Below are 18,924 nucleotides of genomic sequence, written 5' to 3'. Positions count from 1 at the left end.
AAACCCGGTAACTTATGCTACCGGGTTTTTTTATGAAAAAGAAATTAAAATTAATCTTCTTTTCTATCTTCTCTAGGTTTTCTATCGTCTCTACGGTTACCTTTATTGCGGTTATCACGTCCACGATTATTATCTCTATTACGATTGTTGTTATCACGTTTTGGTCTATCTTCCCAACCTTCAGGTTTAGGTAAAATAGCTTTTCTTGATACCTTTTCTTTGCGTGTTCTTTGGTCTATGCCAAAATACTTAACATCAAAAACATCACCCATGTTTACAACATCGCTTACGTTTTCGGTGCGTTCCCAAGCTAATTCACTTACGTGTAATAATACTTCGTTTCCTGGAGCTCCAACATATTCTACAACAGCGCCAAAGTCTAACATTTTAATAACTTTAACTTCGTAAATGCTACCAACTTCTGGTTTAAATAACATAGCATCAATACGCGCTAATACAGCATCAATACCTTCAGAGCCAACACCTAATATTTCAACAATACCCTCTTCAGTAACAGGGTCTTCATTAATAACAATAGTAGTTTCAGTCTCTTTTTGTAATTCTTGAATGTTTTTACCACCAGGGCCAATAAGCGCTCCTATAAATTCATTAGGTATGCGTCTTGTAACCATTTTTGGTGCATGACCTTTAACATCTGCATTTGGTGTTGCAATAGTATCAGTTAATTTACCAAGAATATGCATTCTGCCTTCTTTAGCTTGATTTAAAGCATTTACTAATATTTCATAGCTTAATCCTTTAATTTTAATATCCATTTGGCAAGCCGTGATACCGTCTTCAGTACCAGTAACTTTAAAGTCCATATCACCTAAGTGATCTTCATCACCTAAAATATCAGATAAAACAGCGTAACGTTCACCATCAGAAATTAATCCCATAGCAATACCAGACACTGGTTTCTTAAGCTGTACACCAGCGTCCATCATAGCCATAGTACCAGCACAAACAGTTGCCATAGAAGAAGAACCGTTAGATTCTAATACTTCAGATACAACTCTTACTGTATATGGACAATCTTCTGGTACCATACGTTTTAAAGCACGTTGCGCTAAGTTTCCGTGTCCAATTTCACGGCGCGAAGTACCTCTTAAAGGTCTTGCTTCACCAGTTGAAAATGGCGGGAAGTTATAATGTAAATAGAAACGTTCTTCGCCTTCTAATGAAGGGTTATCAATCATATTTGCTTCACGCGATGTTCCTAAAGTAACTGTTGCTAAGGCTTGCGTTTCGCCACGCGTAAATATAGATGAACCGTGTGTAGATGGTAAATAATCTACCTCACACCAAATTGGGCGCACTTCGGTAGTTTTACGTCCGTCTAAACGAATACCTTCTTCTAAAACTAAATTTCTAACAGCTTCTTTTTGTACTTTACTAAAGTATTTAGATACTAAATCGCCAACTTCTTCAAGTTCTTCTTCAGTATATTCAGCTTTTAAGGCTTCTTTTACTTCAGAAAACGCTAAACCTCTATCGTGTTTAGATGATGCGGCTTTGGCAATTTCGTAACATTTATCATAAGCAAAGGCTTTTACTTTTTCTAAAACCGCTTCGTCTTCATTTTCAAGTTCGTATTCGCGTGTTTCTTTTTTGCCTACTTTTTCAACCAAACGTTTTTGAGCTTCAATTTGAAGTTTAATGGCTTCGTGAGCTACTTTAATAGCTTCAACCATTTCTTCTTCAGAAATCTCGCTCATTTCACCTTCAACCATCATTACAGAATCTTCTGAGGCACCAATAACCATATCAATGTCAGATTGTTCTAATTGTGATTGACTTGGGTTAATAATAAATTCGCCATTTAAACGAGCAACTCTAACTTCAGAAATTGCTGTTTCAAAAGGAATATCACTTAATTGAATAGCAGCAGAGGCCGCTAAACCTGCAAGTGCATCTGGCATAACATCTTTATCTAAAGACATTAATTGAATCATTACCTGGGTTTCGGCATGGTAATCTTTCGGGAATAAAGGGCGTAAAACGCGGTCTACAATACGCATTACCAAAATTTCTTCGGTACTTGGGCGTGCTTCACGTTTAAAAAATCCGCCAGGGTAACGTCCTGCCGCGGCAAATTTTTCTCTATAATCTACCGTTAAAGGTAAAAAATCTACATCGGCAGCATTGTAATTTGAAACTACAGTACAAAGTAACATGGTCTCTCCCGATTGCACAACAACACTACCATGAGCTTGTTTTGCTAATTTTCCAGTTTCAATAGAAATTTCTCTACCGTCACCAAGGTCTATAACCTCTCTAAAAGTTTGTGGAATCATAAATTTTTTTAATTCTAATTAAACAATGGTCGTTGTGTTGTTGCGGTTGTTGTGTGTGGCAAAAAATGCCTAGACCAATGAAAAACTATAATTAGCTTCTTATTTATCAGGATTTTTTTAAACTCTTCCTGATTTAGAGTTTTATATATTTTTGGCGTTACCCGCAAGGGGTCGGGCTTTACGCTATATCTTTTTCTTCGTACCTCAAAAAAGGATGCCGCTACAATCCCTAACGCGCCCACCAACTAAGTGTAAGGCTAAAACAAAAAACCACGCTAAGTGCGTGGTCTTTTTTTATTACGATTATTTTCTTAATCCTAACTCTTTAACTATAGCACGATATCTTAAAATATCTTTCTTAGTTAAGTAATCTAATAACGCTCTACGTTTACCTACTAATTTCACTAATGAGCGCTCTGTGTTATAATCTTTTCTGTTATTTTTTAAGTGCTCAGTTAAGTGGTTAATTCTATGCGTAAATAATGCAATTTGCGCTTCCGCAGTACCAGAATCGTTTTTACCTTTTCCGTGTTTAGCGAAAATTTCTTCTTTCTTTTCTTTTGTTAAATACATGCTAATATTATTGTAAATGATTTTTATGTATATGAAAGACCATCTTTCAAGCGGCAAATATAATTATAATTAAATTTTTATTTACAAAAATTACAAACTTTTTAAAAAGTAATATTTTCCTTGTTAAAAGTGCTGATAATCAAATATATTTCCTAATTTTATATATAAGCTATTACATAATGACCGTATGAGGAAAAATTTAAGCCTTGATGCTGATAGAATTTTTGAAAACATTTTTAATTATGCAAGTGGAGGAATTGCAATAGTTAGTTTAAAAGGCGATTGGATAAAGGTAAACAACAGTATTGAGAAAACTTTAGGGTATACTAAAGAAGAACTCTATAACTTAACATTTCAAGAAATTACGCATAAAGATGATCTAGATTTAGATGTTAGCCTTATGCAATCTCTCATAAGAGGTGAAATAGAAAGTTATCAAATAGAAAAACGGTATTTTCATAAACGTGGGCATATTATTTGGGCTTTACTTTCAGTGTCTTTGGTAAGAGATGATTACCATAGGCCGTTACACTTCATATCTCAAGTTAGTGATATTTCACAACAAAAAAAAGCATCGGTTGGTTTGCAAAATATGCTAGATGTAGCTAAAGAGCAAAATACCAGACTATCAAATTTTGCAAATATAATTACGCACAATTTAAGAACACACGCCACCAATTTAAAAACCTTATATAGTTTTATTGAAGATGAAGAGGCACACGTAATTAACAAAAGCGAAAATTTTAGTTTTTTAAAAGAATCTATTTTAAACTTAAATGAAACCGTTAGTCATTTAGCTGAAATTGCTAAAATTAGAGCAGTTTCAGATGATAAAATGGAGCGTGTTAATTTAAGATTGTACGTTAAAAACGCTATTTACAATGTAAGTGCGTTAATTAAAAATTTACACTTTACTATAGAAAACAATGTAAAGCCAGACCATTATTTAAAAGTTATACCAGCGTATTTAGATAGTATAATTCTTAATTTTTTAACCAATGCCATAAAATATAGAAGTACAGAAAGACCAGGAGTGGTTGTGCTATCTAGTTTTTTAGAAGATGATTATGTGGTGTTTTGTGTAAGAGATAATGGTGTTGGTATAGATTTAAAAAAACATGGCGAGCACATGTTTGAAATGTACAAAACCTTTCATAGAAATAAAGATGCCATGGGCTTAGGGTTGTTTATTACAAGAAACCAAATAGAGTCAATGGGCGGATATGTTGAGGTTGAAAGTGAAGTAGGGGTTGGTACAAAATTTTTAACATACCTAAAAAAGAGCGCATAAAAAAACGTCTTTAAACTAAATTTTAAAGACGTTTTTTAGTGATTTTTTATTTTTAACTATGCTCTTAAAGGCATATTTAATATTAAATCTAAATATTGGTTTACTTTGTTTTTTAATTCTTTTCTTAAAGTAATAAAATCTAAAAAGCCATGTTCTAACAAAAACTCTGAAGTTTGGAAACCTTCGGGTAAATCTTGTCCGGTAGTATCTTTTACAACACGTGGGCCGGCAAAACCAATTAAAGCACCAGGTTCACTAATATTGATGTCTCCTAGCATAGCAAATGATGCAGTTGTACCACCAGTTGTAGGGTCTGTACACAATGAAATATATGGTATTTTAGCATCAGCTAATTGCGCTAGTTTTACTGATGTTTTAGCTAATTGCATTAATGATAATGCGGCTTCCATCATTCTTGCGCCGCCAGATTTTGAAATAATCATTAATGGTACATTGTTTTTTAAAGAATAATCTGCTGCACGAGCAATTTTTTCACCAACAACACTTCCCATTGAGCCGCCAATAAAGCTAAAATCCATACAAGCAACTACCAAATTACGCCCTTTTGATTTTCCTACGGCGGTTCTTACGGCATCTTTAAGTTTTGTTTTTTCTTGAGCTGCTTTTAAGCGTTCAGGGTATTTTTTTGTGTCTTCAAATTTTAAAGGGTCTTTAGATTCTAAACTAGCATCTAATTCTTTAAACTTATTATCATCAAAAAGTATTTCAAAATATTCTTTGCTACCAATACGTACGTGGTATCCATCTTCAGGACTTACGTAAAAGTTTTTAGCTAATTCTTCAGTATCAACAATTTTACCTGTTGGTGTTTTGTACCAAAGTCCTTTAGGGGTGTCCTTTTTTTCTTCGGTGGTTGTGGTTATTCCTTTTGTTTTTCTTTTAAACCAAGACATATGATTTATAATTTTAGGTTTACGGTAGTTAGCCGTTTATTTTTTAGGTTTTAGAGTACAATACTAAAAAAGCCTGTTGGCAAAATTAAGGCTTTTTTTAATTTTGTGGTAACACCGTACGGTTTTTATTGTAATGCACGCATACTATAAATAGGTTGTATAAAAAAAGCTCTGTTAATACAGAGCTTTAATAATATTTATACTGTGCTTATTATAAAGTGTTTACGTTGTTTAAGTCTTCAAAAGCTTTCTTTAAACGTTCAACAAACGTTTTTTCACCTTCGCGTAACCAAACACGAGGATCGTAGTATTTTTTGTTTGGTACATCTTCACCATCAGGGTTTCCAATTTGAGCTTTTAAATAATCTGCTTTTGCACCCATGTAGTCTCTAATACCTGTCATAAATGCATATTGTAAATCTGTATCAATATTCATTTTAATGGCACCATAACTAATACTTTCTCTAATTTCTTCAACTGTTGAACCAGAACCACCATGGAATACAAAGTCTATATGGTTGTGACCTACGTTGTATTTTTTAGAAATATATTCTTGAGAATTTTTTAAGATTTTTGGTGTAAGTTTTACGTTACCTGGCTTGTAAACACCGTGTACATTACCAAAAGCGGCAGCAATTGTAAATTGGTCACTTACTTTGCTTAATTCTTCATAGGCATAAGCAACTTCTTCTGGTTGTGTGTATAGTTTAGAGTCATCAACATCAGTATTATCAACACCATCTTCTTCACCACCAGTAATACCTAATTCAATTTCTAGCGTCATGTTCATTTTGCTCATGCGCTCTAGGTATGTTTTACAAAGTTCAATATTTTCTTCAATTGGCTCTTCAGATAAGTCAATCATATGTGAACTGAATAATGATTTACCAGTTTCGGCATAGTGTTTTTCACTAGCGTCTAATAAACCATCAATCCAAGGTAATAATTTTTTAGCACAGTGGTCTGTATGTAAAATTACAGGAACACCGTAAGCCTCGGCCATAGTATGTACGTGTTTAGCACCAGCAATAGCCCCTTGAATTGCGGCTTTTTGCCCATCATTACTTAAGCCTTTACCTGCGTTAAACTGTGCGCCACCATTTGAAAATTGAATAATTACAGGTGCGTTTAATGCTGCTGCAGTTTCTAAAACACCATTAATTGCGTTAGAGCCTATTACGTTTACTGCTGGTAAAGCAAATCCTTTTTCTTTTGCTAGTTTAAAGATTTCTTGTACCTCATAACCTGTAGCAACTCCTGGTTTTATATTATATGCCATTTTGTGTTTAAATTTAATTTGTATTTAATGTTTTCAAAAGTAATTAAATTTTATATAAAATTATATGGTTTTTAGTATGTTGAAGATAATTTAAAACTAAAACGTTATAGTTTTTTGTATTAAAACGGGTAGTTAATACCTATGTTATAAACGGCATTGGCAAAGTTATAATCATTAAACCAACGATTATTGTTTGGATATGTTGGGTCATAGGATTTAAAACCTACATCAAACCTAAATACAAAAAAGCTAAAGTCATACCTTAACCCAAAGCCAGAGCCAACAGCAATATCTTTTAATGCGCTTAAATTGTTAAAAGTTGCGTTGGTATCATCAACATCATCAAGTACGTTCCAAATATTTCCGGCATCAATAAAAAGTGCGCCATTTAGGTTTTCAAAAATGTTAAAACGTTGTTCTATGTTTAATGCAATTTTTAAGTTAGCTTCATTAAACTCGTTGGCAGATTCTGTGCTACCAGGACCTAAACGGTAGGCAGACCACGCTCTATTATCATTGGGGCCGCCAGCAAAAAAACTTTTAGAAAAAGGTATGTTTGAAGAGTTGCCGTAAGGTATAGCAATACCAAAAAAACTGCGTAAAGCTAATACGTTTTTAGAGCCTAAATCCCAGTGTTTTGTGTATTCTAATTCGGTTTTAGCGTATTGTGAAAAAGCAACATCTAGTAAATTATACCGGTTGTTTTCATCTTTTTTAAGTCCTAAAAGGCTAGAGGCGTTTGCTAATAAATTACCTGCAAATTCTATTTTGAATCTGAAAATTGAAAAATCATCATCAAACAGATTGGTTCTTTCATCTTTTGTGAAACTAAAGGCCGTTGACAGTATTAAGTTGTCTTCGGTTAAACGCTCTTTACGTTCATTAATACTGTTTACATTTTGCCTTTGCGTATTTGAAATTTCAGAAGGTGTAGGGCTTGAAAGTGCGTAATTTATAAATTCATCGGCTTCGTTTACAGGATTTTCATTATTAGGTAAATTCAAGTCATCATCAGTATAATTAACATCTTTTGCAATGGAATTTAAAAGTGCATATGAATTTTGGTACACATCAAAATAATTGTCTGTATTTAAATTTCTAACGTATTGAACATTGAATAAATCTAACCTGTTTGTTATTTTACTGTTAGGAAACCAGTTGTAATTTAGTGTGCCGCTTAATGATTGCTTATCTAAACCAATATTGGTTTGGCTAGATAGCGCTAAGCCAATACGGGTGTTTGGCGACATGTACTTTGGAATAAGGCGCTCTGTATAAAATGGCGATAGCAGTCTTGGTATGGTTAGTTTAAAATCTAAACCATATTCAATAATATCAAAAAACGGATCTGCAGCGTCTTTGTTTGCATCAATAGAAGCGCCAATAGCACCAATTGTTGATATTTGAAGCGTTTCGGCACCTCTAAAAATGTTTCGTATTTGTAAGCTAGGGTTTACAGAAAAGCCTACTTTTTGAATATTACTTGTAGAAACATCGGCTCCTAAACTTAAGCTAAACTTTTTTAATGGCGCTAGTTTTATGGTACTAGATAATGAGTGATCTAAATTTTCAACATATTCAATATTTGGATATTTAAATGTGCGTAATTGGTTTAAATGGCGGTAGGTAAGTGTGCGGTCTGCGTCTCTGTAAATATTACCAGGTGTAATAAAAATAGCATCTGTTAAAGCTCTAGGTTTATAACGCATTTTACCATAACTGTAAAGGTTGTAACCACCAAACTTTATAGAGTCTTGAAAAGGTTGATTTCTTTTATTAAATGAATAATCTGTAATAATATTTACCTCTCTAATATCGTAAATGTTAAAAGGTGTTCTTTTAATAGAATCTGGTGTTCTTATGGCTCTATTGCTAATTAAAACATCAATATCAACATTGTCATTTTCTTTGTTATGTATAACATCAAAGTTTATGTTTTCTTGAGTAAAATGATATACACCAGAATTTCTAAATAAATTAGTTAAACGATCTCTTTCATTAACAAGGTGCACATCTCTATACTGCTCATTACTATTAATAAAACTTTTTTCTGTTGAAAATTTATAAATAGAATCTACCACTTTAGAGCTTATGGTAGTGTAAATAGAGTCTATAATTTTGGGGTTGCCGGTTGTAATGTTATAAGTAACATTTGCACGTTTGTTGTTTGTTTTATCAATATTATAAGTTACTTGGTTGTTAAACCAACCATTGGCTTTGTAGTAAAGCTCTAGTCTGTTTTGAGATTTTTTGGTTTTGTTTTCGTCTAAAATAACAGGTGCTTCTCCCGTTTTTTTTAGCCAATTATTAAACCCAATAGATGATTGTTTAAGGTTGTTAATCTGTTTTTTTGAGAGTGTTTTAGTTAAACGTTCTCTACGCTTTGGTTTCTCATCTAACCATGCCTCAAAAAGCGAATCTCTATTTTTTCTGGCTAAATTATAAATATGAAGTCTTAGCGGTGTGCCTAAAATTTTGCGGTTAGGTTTTTGTATAATAAGGTTGTTTACAGCTTCGGTATTGTTTTTTTTACCATTAACATTTACAGTGTTATTGGTTAGTAAAAACGTGTTGTTAGGCACTCTTTTTGTAGCTTCGCAAGCAAAAAATAGTATTATGCATACAAAAAAAGCTAATATTTTTAAAAACTGTTTTTTCAAATGAAACTATAATTTATGTTTACTGGAGGTTGCCTAAAAACAGCTCAAAAATACACTATTTAATGCGTTTAATTTTTCTTGAATTCTTAATTTTCTCAAAAAAATAAACATCAAGGCTATTTTACAAGCTATTTTAGGTGTTTCTACCAATAATGTTATAAAAAATGGCTTATAATAAAAGTAAGCATCTATTTTTGTTTCTTTAAAAAAACAACTAGGTTACATGTTATCAAAAAACCAAATAAAATTAATAACGCGTTTAAAGCAAAAAAAATATAGATTAGAATTAGGTTTTTTTGTTGTTGAAGGTGTTAAAACAATAAAAGAGCTCCTGCATTCTAACCTAGAGCTATATATGTTATATACAACACAAAGCTTCAACTTTAATGCCAAAAATGAAGTGTTGATAACAGAAAATGAATTAAAAAAAATTAGTTTTTTAAAAACACCCAATACAGCATTGGCCATTTTTAAAATTCCTGAAGCAAAAGCTATTGATACCTCGCAATTAATTGTTGCTTTAGATGATATTAGAGACCCTGGGAATTTAGGAACTATTATAAGACTTTGCGATTGGTTTGGTATTACAGATTTAGTGTGTAGTAACCAAACTGTAGACTGTTTCAACCCAAAGGTAATTCAGGCAACAATGGGTTCAATTACCCGTGTAAATATAAATTATGTAGATTTAGAAGCCTTTTTAAATAACGTTGAATTGCCAAAATATGGCGCTTTTATGGAAGGTGATGATGTTTACAAAGCTACTTTGCCAAATAAAGGTATTTTAATAATGGGTAACGAAGCTAATGGTGTAAGTAAAAGCATTGAAAATTTAGTAACCAATAAAATTTCAATACCAAGGTTTGGTAAATTACAAGCTACTGAAAGTTTAAATGTAGCAACCGCAACCGCAATTTTATTAAGTGAATTTAAAAGAGGTTAAATTTCTAACAAAACAACAATAATACATAAAGTTTTGTTATTGTTTATTGAAACGTAAAGTTTACAAAAACGCCTCTTGTTTTCATGCTGTTTATATTACTTGTCCAAGGGCTGTTAGGGTCCTCGTCTCTAACTAATTCGTCATTTAAACCAAATACACCGCGTATTGAAGGTGTAAATTTAAAGTTGTACAAATACAAATCAATACCAAAACCAAGTTCATAAAACAAAGCATTTTTTTTGGTTCTAAATTGGCCGTTACTATTATCTTCTGGGTTGTCTTCGTTACTAGATAAATTTAATGCAGTAGAAACCCCGCCAATAATAAAAGGCTTAAAATTGTTAATACGTTTAGTTGAAACTTTTAAAAGTAAAGGCACATGTATGTATGTAGATTTTATTTCTCTAACCAAATCGTTTTGGTTTATTGTCATACCTGTAAAGTAGGTTTGGCTGTAATGCAATTCTCTACTTGTAATAAATAAACCGGGTTCTAAACGTAAGTCTAAAAAGCTGTTAATACGTAAATTACCAATAAGTCCAACGTTAAAACCTGCATTGCGTTTTACATAAATATCACGCAAATCTTGGTTGTAATCAAAATTAAAATCATACTGACTAAAACCTAAAAAATACCCCCAACGTAATAAATTATTATCTGTAGAGCCTCGGCCTTGGTTAGCGTCATAGGTTACTTTTTCTTTTTTAAAAAGTTGAGCGTTAGTAGTTTGTATAACTAGTAAAAATGATATTAATGCAAAAAACTGCTTCATATTATTACTTAGATGATTTATAAATTGTTGCCACGCCAAATGTTTGCGGAAAATCTTCAACATTAATAAACCCCGTTTTACGTAAAATATTGTTTAAAGCTTCACCATAAGGAAAAACAGAGGCAGATTCGCTTAGGTATTTATAAGCACTTCTGTCTTTTGAAAACATTTTGCCAATTAGTGGTAAAATATTTTTGGTGTACAGCTTATAGCCTTGTTTAAAAGGTGTTTTGGTAGGTACAGATGTTTCTAAAATAACAAATGCGCCATTAGGTTTAAGTACTCTGAGAATTTCTTTTAAGCCGTTTTCTAAATTTTCAAAATTCCTTACACCAAATGCTACCGTAATGGCATCAAAAGTATTATCATTAAAAGGCATATTTTCACTATCGCCTAAAACCATTTCAATTTTGGCATCTAAACCTTTAGTTTTTATTTTTTGTTTACCAATTTCAAGCATACCGCTACTAATATCTAAACCAGTAATTTTTGAAGCATTGGTTTGTGCTAAATTTATAGCCAAATCGCCAGTGCCAGTGGCAATATCTAAAATAGTATCTGGATTGGTGCTTTTTACAATGTTAACAACTTTTTTTCGCCATTTAACATCAATTCCAAAAGATATAACACGGTTTAAGCCATCATAATCGCCAGAAATAGTGTCAAACATTTTGGTAACCTGTTCTTTTTTACCTAAATCGCTGTCTTTGTATGGTTTTATTTTTGACAAATCAATATTTTTTAGCAAACCTACATAATTTATTCTTACTATAAAACACTAGCAATGTAGAAGTAACTAAATATTATAATAATGTAATATTAATGCATCTGTGTATAAATTAATGTATATTTGCATCACTTTTTATGATTATTAAGAAATGAAAATAATTATTGCAGGAGCTGGTGAAGTAGGGTTTCATTTGGCCAAATTATTGTCTTACGAATCTCAAGAAATTACCTTAATAGACCCCAACAAAAAAAGTTTAGCATACGCTGATTCTCAATTAGATATTAGAGTTGTTAAAGGAGATGCTACGTCTATTTCAGTATTAAGAGACGCAAGAATAGATAGTGCAGATTTACTTATTGCGGTAACATCAAGCGAAACTACAAATATTACCATTAGCGTATTATCAAAACAACTGGGAGCAAAAAAAACCATTGCCAGAATTTCTAATACAGAATTTATTAGGTATAAAGATGATGTTGGATTTACCAAATTTGGCATTGATGAGTTAATTTCACCCGAAGCATTAGCTGCTTCAGAGATTGAATTATCACTAAAACAATCATCATTTAAAGAAAATTATGAGTTTGAAAACGGTGCTTTAACCATGCGAGGTTTAACACTTTCAAGCACAGCATCTTTTGTTGGTAAAACCGTAAAAGAAGCCGCTCAAATATTTCCAGAAATTCATTTTGTGCCCATAGCTATGCAACGTTTTGGCACACAAAACACCATTATTCCAAGAGGCGATACGCAGTTTAGAAGAGGTGATACCGTTGTTTTTGTAACATCTGAAGGTGGTGCCGATGAACTTTGCAGACTAACAGGAAAAGCAAAAGCCGATATTAAAAATGTAATGGTTTTAGGAGGTACAAAAATAGCCTACAAAACAGCCCGAAACTTAAGTGAAAACGGTATAAATGTTAAGCTTTTTGAAGGTAATAGAGATCGTGCTTTTGAAATAGCCGAAGAACTAGATAGAGTGTTGGTAATAAACAGTGATGGTAGAAATGTTGATGTTTTAGAAGAAGAAAACATAAGCGAAATGGATGCTTTTATAGCTGTTGGTCCAAACTCTGAAACCAACATTATGTCTTGTTTATTAGCCAAAACTAAAGAGGTTAAAAAAACCATAGCGCTTGTTGAAAATATGGATTATTTTGATTTATCGCATTCCATAGGTATTGATACGCTAATAAATAAAAAGCTGCTAGCCGCCAACAATATTTTTAGATACATTAGGCGTGGCGAAGTTGTAGCCATGACCAAGCTTAGCAATTTAAATGCTGAATTACTTGAGTTTGAAGTAAAATCATGCTCTGCGGTGTGTAATAAATCAATTAAATCTATAGACTTTCCAAGAACAGCCATTATTGGCGGTGTGGTAAGAAATGGTGAAGGCATTATTGCATTAGGTGATTTTGTTATAAAAGAAGGAGACCGCGTAGTAGTTTGTAGTTTGTTAAAATCTATTAAGCGTGTTGAAAAATTATTTTTATAACATAACTTCATGAAGCTCAACTACAAAATTATATTTCAATTTTTAGGTTTATCAATGGTGTTTAATGGTGCTTTTATGCTATTATCTGCCTTGGTAAGTTTTATTTATAATGATGGTGTAACCAATCAATTACTTTTAGCAGGTTTATTAACTTCTGTTTTAGGTGGTATTGCAATGCTTGCTACTAGAAAGCACAAAAAAGAAATTAATAAAAGAGATGGTTATGTAGTTGTAACTTTTGGTTGGTTAGTGATGTCTTTTACAGGCGCAATGCCTTATGTTTTTACCCAAAGTATTCCAGATTTTACTAATGCTTTTTTTGAAACCATGAGTGGTTATACAACCACGGGTGCTTCTATTTTAAATGATATTGAAGCAGTGCCAAAAGGTGTGTTATTTTGGCGAAGTTTAACACACTGGATTGGAGGTATGGGCATAATTGTTTTAGCAATAGCTATTTTACCATTGTTAGGTATTGGTGGTATGCAGCTTTTTGCAGCCGAAGCACCCGGGCCCAGTGGAGATAAATTACACCCTAGAATTACAGATACAGCCAAACGTTTGTGGCTTATTTATTTTGGTTATACTGCTGCCGAAACTATTTTGTTACAAGTAGCAGGTATGTCTTTTTTTGATGCTATAAACCACGCACTTTGTACACTATCTACAGGAGGTTTTTCAACTAAAAATGCCAGTGTTGCCTATTGGAACGATAAACCAATAATTCAATACATTATTATTGTTTTTATGTTTTTAGCAGGAACCAATTTTGTTTTAAGCTACTTTGCTTTTAAAGGAAAGGTTCAAAAAATAATTCAAGACGAAGAATTTAAACTTTATTTTAAATTTATAGCAGCTTTTACAATAGTTGCTGCACTTTTAATTTATTTTAAAGCCGATGTTAGTAAATCTTCTATAGCACACCCAATGGTTTGGGGTAAAGCCGAAAGTGCTTTTAGGCATTCTCTATTTCAGGTATTAGCCATAGTAACAACTACAGGTTTTGTAACCGCAGACTATACACTATGGACACCCTTTTTGGTGGTGTTTTTCTTCGGGTTAATGTTTTTAGGTGGTTCAGCAGGTAGTACGTCGGGTGGTGTAAAAGTAGTGCGTCATTTAATTTTAATTAGAAATGGTTTTTTAGAGTTTAAGCGTACATTGCACCCTAATGCAATAGTGCCTGTGCGTTATAACAATAAAGCTATTAACAGGTTTATTGTATTTAATGTATTAGCATTTTTTATTCTTTATATGCTATCATTTATAATTGGAGGCTTAGTGTTTTCAATGTTTGATATAGATTTTAAATCGGCTATAGGTTTAGCAGCATCCACTTTAGGAAACGTTGGTCCTGCTTTAGGTGAATTTGGACCAGTTAATAACTACGCAGCATTACCACCTTTGGCTAAATGGTGGGCTTCTTTTTTAATGCTTATAGGCCGTTTAGAATTATTTACAGTGCTTATTTTATTCACACCGTTTTTCTGGAGAAATAGATAATTAATATTAAATTAAACCTAATTTTTTAGCACTTTTTACAAGGTTGAAGCCATTGTTAGAGTCTTTAGTATCTAACAATGTTTTTAGTTTATTTTTTCTAACCTCAATAGCGCGCGTTGAAAGTGGGATAAATTTAGTTAAGTCTTTCGTTTTTTCTCCCATTGATAAATGGTAGAGTATTTGCCTATCAAAATCATCAATAATTGAATCATTAAATACAGCTTTACTCACATAGTTTTCAATGGTTTTACTGTAATATGTTTTATTGTTTATAACATTAATAACAGCTTCTTTTAATTCTTTAGATTCAATATCAGATTTTATCATAAAGCCTTCAGGATGTATTTCTTTTATAATGCTAGATATCCTGTTTTGATCTGTTAGAGATGTGAGTATAATTATTTTAGCATTTGGTAGTTTTTCTCTTATTAACAAACTTAAATCTTCACCAGATAAAAAACGTTCGTTTGTTGATATTGGTAATTGTAAGTCTAAAATAAAAAGATCATTTTGCTCTTTTGAAATTTTTGAAACGGCATCATCACAATTTGCAGCAAAAGTAAAACTGAAATTAATTTTGGGTATTTCAGTTAAAATATTTTTGTATGCTTGGGCTATAATTTGATGGTCTTCAATAATTAAAAGCTTAATACTTTGTTCCCTCATTAACTATTAATTTTCTCAGCTCTATTTGAATAAAAGATAAGCAAAAATATAGATTGTTTTACGGTTTTGCATTATCGTAAGAAAAATATGTGGTAAAACCACATAGTATGTACGCTTTTTAATTATTTCTTTGCAAATGGTTGTTTTTATTTATCAATAATTACATTAAACTGCTGTTTTAACAGCAAATAAGAGAGAGAGAAAGCCGCTTTTAGCGGCTTTTTTTTATAAAACTTTTTAAGAAAGGTATACTATTAAAGTTTACAGTTAATTATCATGAATACATTTTAAAATTTTATGAAACACTTCATTGTTTTCATACACACCAGTAAATAGGTGAGATTTTGGCCCGTAAGCAAAAATAGGAACCATGGTACCCGTATGATCATGCGTTGTGAAATCGCCTTCAATGGAATGGTTTTTTAAATTACCTTGCGGAATACTAAATCCTGATGTTTCATGGTCTGCCGTTATTATTACAAGTGTATTATGATGATTATCAGCATATTTTAAAGCTTCAGTTATAGCTCTATCAAAATCTATAGTTTCAGTAACAATGCCGGCAGTGTTGTTGGCATGACCAAATGAATCTATCTTAGCAGCTTCTACCATTAAAAAAAATGGTTGTTGTTTTTTATTAAAAAAGTTCAAACTATTTTTTGTGGTTTCAGATAGTAAGGTGCCTCTTCCATCAGTAATAGAGGGAACGCTACCACCTGTAAAAAACAACCCTATGTGATTACTGTTGGCTGAATTAATGGCTTTTGTAGATTTTAGAATTTTAAAATTATTTTTTAAGCCAGAGTTTTTAAAAAACACGCCGCCGCCGCCGGCAAATAGGTTAAGTTTACTTGAAAGTAAATTTGTTGAAATACCATTGATATTTGATCTATCTACTTGGTGAGCGTAAAAAGACGCAGGAGTAGCACCTGTAATTAAATCGGTTGTAATGCACCCTGTAAGGTATCCTTTATCGTGTAAAATTTCGGTTATATTTTTAATAGGTTGTCCATTTACATCAGTGCCAATTGCTCTATTATTAGTTTTTTCGCCTGTTGCTAAAGCGGTAGCAGCTGCAGCTGAGTCTGTTGTGAAATCATCAGCTGATTGTGTTTTTATTAAACCAATACTTTTAAGTTGCGTTAAAGATAAAGCACCATTATTTGCAAGAACTGCCGAAGAAATTTGAGTTAATCCATTACCATCGCCAATTAGCAGAATAATGTTTTTAACCTTTGTATTTTTTTGATCTGAAGCAAATGTAGGTTTATAAACTTCAGAAAATATTTTGTTAGTAAACACTCTGTTTTTTAATGATTTTGTATACTGAACACATTTTGAAGGAACATCTGTGTTTATAATATTAACACCCATATCAATAAATGCTTTCCAAGCCGTTTTAGAATCTGGTGTAGCCCAAAAACGAAATGGTTTTTTAAAGGTTTTGGCTTTGTTTATAACAGATTTTACGCGTTTAAAGTCCTCATGCGTTAATCTGCCTTTGCCATTCCATTGAGATAATTTTTTAAAACCAGTGCTAATCATAGCCACTTTGTTTAGGCTTTCTTTAGATAATGAAATGTCTAATTCTTGATGATCAAAGTAGATGAATTTTGGATATTTAGTGTAGTCTTCCGGTAAAGGTCTATTGCCCGATATTACTATTTTTATTTTAGGATGTTGAATAACTTTTGGATACTTTTTTAGAACTTTTATAAGTTTTTTTAAAGTAGAGTAAGCTTCTGTTTTTATATCAACTAGCAGTATAATGTCTTGAAAATTAGCTTTCTTTAAATTAATAGCATTTTGTAATGGATTAAGATATAGTACATCTATTGTGTTTTTTAATTCTATTTCTTTTTCCGTATGCGCTACAAAAAGTTTTTTGTTTTTTAAAAAAACATCTACTTCAATTGAATTAGCACCGTTTGAAAAGGCATTCCAAAAAGGAAAATTTTGTAAATAATCGTTATGCGAATGTATTAGTTGTTGGTTATTGTTTTGTGAAGCTATTTTGTTAATTGCTAATACAATTAATAGTATAGTTATAATTGATTTTATATTATTAAACATGTTTACAATATTATGTTTTAATGTAATTGATGGTTAATGTAAGTAGATAAATAAGGGAGTTAAACTTAACTCCCTTATAACTAATTGAAAAAACTAACTATCAATCAAACTCAAAAATGATGTTTTACCAGCCTTTGTTTTGTGAAATTCCTGAGGATTCTAAGGCTGTATTAGGTATTGGCCATACGTGATTTACGTTTGGATCAAAATTTCTAGCGGGCCAAATAACTTCAGAATTATACGGAGAGTCTGGGTTGGCTCTATCAGTATGAATTCTACCATGTAACGGTTGGGCATAAACGGTTTGAGCATCACCCCAACGCACTAAATCAAAATGTCTGTTAGCAAATTCGCCTGCTAATTCTACGCGCCTTTCGTGTTTTAAATCATCAATAGTAGCATTAGATATTGGCGCTAAACCAGCTCTGTTTCTTACTAAGTTTAGCGGAGCATCACCGTTTTGTCCTTGCATAATTAAGGCTTCGGCTTTTATTAATAATATTTCGGCGTATCTTAGTAACGGAACATTGTATGCTGTTGTTGGGTTATCTCCGTTTGTGTTTACCGTTGTACCAATGGCGCCAGCTTCTCTAAATTCATACATGTATTTATTAAATTGAAAACCAGATAATGAGTTTTCAGATTGGTACCTTCTTGTTTCACCAAAATATTGAAACTCATCACCAAATTTTAAAATAGTTACAGCTCTTCTGGCATCGCCATCTTCAAATTCGTTATATAATTCTTCAGTTGGTTGAAAATAGCCCCAACCGTTGTAAGAACCCCAACCTTTGTTTTCTAACATAACACCAGTTAAAATACTACCGCCATCTGCACTAGAGTTAACAGACCATATATATTCACTGTCCCATTCTTTTACTGCACTGTGTAATAGTCTGTAGTCTTCTGCCGGATTATCTGTATCAATTAATGCTCTACCAGAGCCAGAGTTTGTTACAGCATCACAGTACGTTACGGCATCAGCGTATTTAGTGTTGTCATATTGTGCCCAGTATAGGTAAGTTTTAGCAATATATGCTAAAGCGGCATCTTTATGTGCTCTACCTTTATCTGCATCACCATAGGTTGAGAATAGAGGTAATAAATCGGCAGCAGCTTTTAAATCTTCAACTATTTGAGCATAGTTTTCTGTAACACTTGCAGGCCTTTCAAAGCTACCAGCTGGAGCATTCATGTTTTCAACAGTAACAATTGGTACGCCTCCGTTAGTACCGTTATCTCCATACATATGAGCTACCCAAAAAGCACTAAAACCACGCATAAAGTAGGCTTCACCTAGAATTCTATTTTTTAAGTCTTCGTTTATATTCATGCTAGGTACATTGGCTAAAATAAAGTTGGCTCTTCTAATAACTTTATAGCAATCTCCATACATGTTTTTGTAAGAACCTTCATCACCGTTCATTATAAAGTTTTTAGCATTATCAACATCGGCTCTAATTCTACCAGTAACCATGTCATCAGATACGTTTAAGTACCAAAAGAAGCCACGGCCAAATAGGTTTTGAGCTTGCATTTCATGGTATAAACTATTTGAGGCTTGTACAGCGTCTGCTTCAGATTTCCAGAAGTTACCTGTAGATACACCTCCAATTGGTTCTAAATTAGTAAATTCATCTGAACATGAGTTTACGGTTAGCATTATACTAGTTGCTAGCAAAGTGCTTTTGGTTAATTTTATAATTGATTTTATCATTTTTTTAA

At 32.4% G+C, this 18,924-nt stretch carries 14 protein-coding genes; 4 read left to right on the top strand and 10 right to left on the bottom strand.

The features are described from left to right. Positions 1-50: 50 nt before the first annotated feature. Positions 51-2,297, bottom strand: a complete 2,247-nt coding sequence (locus ACXAG4_RS01685; protein ID WP_475294346.1) for a polyribonucleotide nucleotidyltransferase — start codon at positions 2,295-2,297, stop codon at positions 51-53. Between the two features lie 303 nt (positions 2,298-2,600). After that, a complete protein-coding gene (rpsO, locus tag ACXAG4_RS01680; protein WP_475294345.1) occupies positions 2,601-2,870 on the bottom strand; it encodes a 30S ribosomal protein S15 in 270 nt (89 codons plus the stop codon). Between the two features lie 187 nt (positions 2,871-3,057). Here rpsO and ACXAG4_RS01675 point away from each other — a divergent pair, with 187 nt between their 5' ends. Beyond that, a complete protein-coding gene (locus ACXAG4_RS01675) occupies positions 3,058-4,161 on the top strand; it encodes a sensor histidine kinase (RefSeq protein ID WP_475294344.1) in 1,104 nt (367 codons plus the stop codon). Positions 4,162-4,217: 56 nt separating this feature from the next. On the opposite strand, the gene accD is transcribed toward ACXAG4_RS01675, so the two are convergent. The 3 genes from accD to tamL all read right to left on the bottom strand — a co-directional run bounded on the left by accD (position 4,218) and on the right by tamL (position 9,014). Beyond that, positions 4,218-5,075: an acetyl-CoA carboxylase, carboxyltransferase subunit beta gene (accD, locus tag ACXAG4_RS01670; protein ID WP_475294343.1), complete on the bottom strand. Its 858-nt coding sequence runs from the start codon at positions 5,073-5,075 to the stop codon at positions 4,218-4,220. A 211-nt stretch (positions 5,076-5,286) separates the two neighbouring features. After that, positions 5,287-6,354, bottom strand: a complete 1,068-nt coding sequence (fbaA, locus tag ACXAG4_RS01665) for a class II fructose-bisphosphate aldolase (RefSeq protein WP_475294342.1) — start codon at positions 6,352-6,354, stop codon at positions 5,287-5,289. A 119-nt stretch (positions 6,355-6,473) separates the two neighbouring features. Then, a complete protein-coding gene (gene tamL, locus ACXAG4_RS01660; RefSeq protein WP_475294341.1) occupies positions 6,474-9,014 on the bottom strand; it encodes a translocation and assembly module lipoprotein TamL in 2,541 nt (846 codons plus the stop codon). A gap of 223 nt (positions 9,015-9,237) precedes the next feature. Here tamL and ACXAG4_RS01655 point away from each other — a divergent pair, with 223 nt between their 5' ends. After that, positions 9,238-9,957 (top strand): TrmH family RNA methyltransferase, encoded by a 720-nt coding sequence (locus ACXAG4_RS01655; RefSeq protein WP_475294340.1) that lies wholly within the window; start codon positions 9,238-9,240, stop codon positions 9,955-9,957. Between the two features lie 43 nt (positions 9,958-10,000). On the opposite strand, the gene porT is transcribed toward ACXAG4_RS01655, so the two are convergent. Together porT and ubiE are read right to left on the bottom strand one after the other, a co-directional pair. Beyond that, positions 10,001-10,729, bottom strand: coding sequence for a type IX secretion/gliding motility protein PorT/SprT (porT, locus tag ACXAG4_RS01650; protein WP_475294339.1), 729 nt, complete (start codon positions 10,727-10,729; stop codon positions 10,001-10,003). Positions 10,730-10,733: 4 nt separating this feature from the next. Beyond that, positions 10,734-11,459, bottom strand: a complete 726-nt coding sequence (gene ubiE, locus ACXAG4_RS01645) for a bifunctional demethylmenaquinone methyltransferase/2-methoxy-6-polyprenyl-1,4-benzoquinol methylase UbiE (protein ID WP_475294338.1) — start codon at positions 11,457-11,459, stop codon at positions 10,734-10,736. A 148-nt stretch (positions 11,460-11,607) separates the two neighbouring features. On the opposite strand from ubiE, the gene trkA reads away from it, so the two are divergent. Both trkA and ACXAG4_RS01635 read left to right on the top strand, forming a co-directional pair. After that, positions 11,608-12,957: a Trk system potassium transporter TrkA gene (gene trkA / locus ACXAG4_RS01640; RefSeq protein WP_475294337.1), complete on the top strand. Its 1,350-nt coding sequence runs from the start codon at positions 11,608-11,610 to the stop codon at positions 12,955-12,957. Between the two features lie 9 nt (positions 12,958-12,966). Next, positions 12,967-14,460 carry a TrkH family potassium uptake protein gene (locus tag ACXAG4_RS01635; protein WP_475294336.1) on the top strand — a complete coding sequence of 498 codons (1,494 nt, stop codon included), beginning with the start codon at positions 12,967-12,969 and terminating at the stop codon, positions 14,458-14,460. A 6-nt stretch (positions 14,461-14,466) separates the two neighbouring features. Here ACXAG4_RS01635 and ACXAG4_RS01630 read toward each other — a convergent pair whose 3' ends face one another. The 3 genes from ACXAG4_RS01630 to ACXAG4_RS01620 form a co-directional block, all read right to left on the bottom strand. Then, positions 14,467-15,126, bottom strand: a complete 660-nt coding sequence (locus ACXAG4_RS01630; RefSeq protein WP_475294335.1) for a response regulator — start codon at positions 15,124-15,126, stop codon at positions 14,467-14,469. Between the two features lie 267 nt (positions 15,127-15,393). Next, positions 15,394-17,199 (bottom strand): alkaline phosphatase, encoded by a 1,806-nt coding sequence (locus ACXAG4_RS01625; RefSeq protein ID WP_475294334.1) that lies wholly within the window; start codon positions 17,197-17,199, stop codon positions 15,394-15,396. 124 nt (positions 17,200-17,323) lie between these two features. After that, entirely contained in the window at positions 17,324-18,916 is a 1,593-nt protein-coding gene (locus ACXAG4_RS01620; RefSeq protein WP_475294333.1) for a RagB/SusD family nutrient uptake outer membrane protein, read from the bottom strand. Positions 18,917-18,924 lie beyond the last annotated feature (8 nt).

This window comes from Seonamhaeicola sp. ABD4_175 (assembly GCF_056160885.1).
Note: the sequence above shows the minus strand (reverse complement) of the source record. Positions and strands in the feature narration are given on the sequence as shown.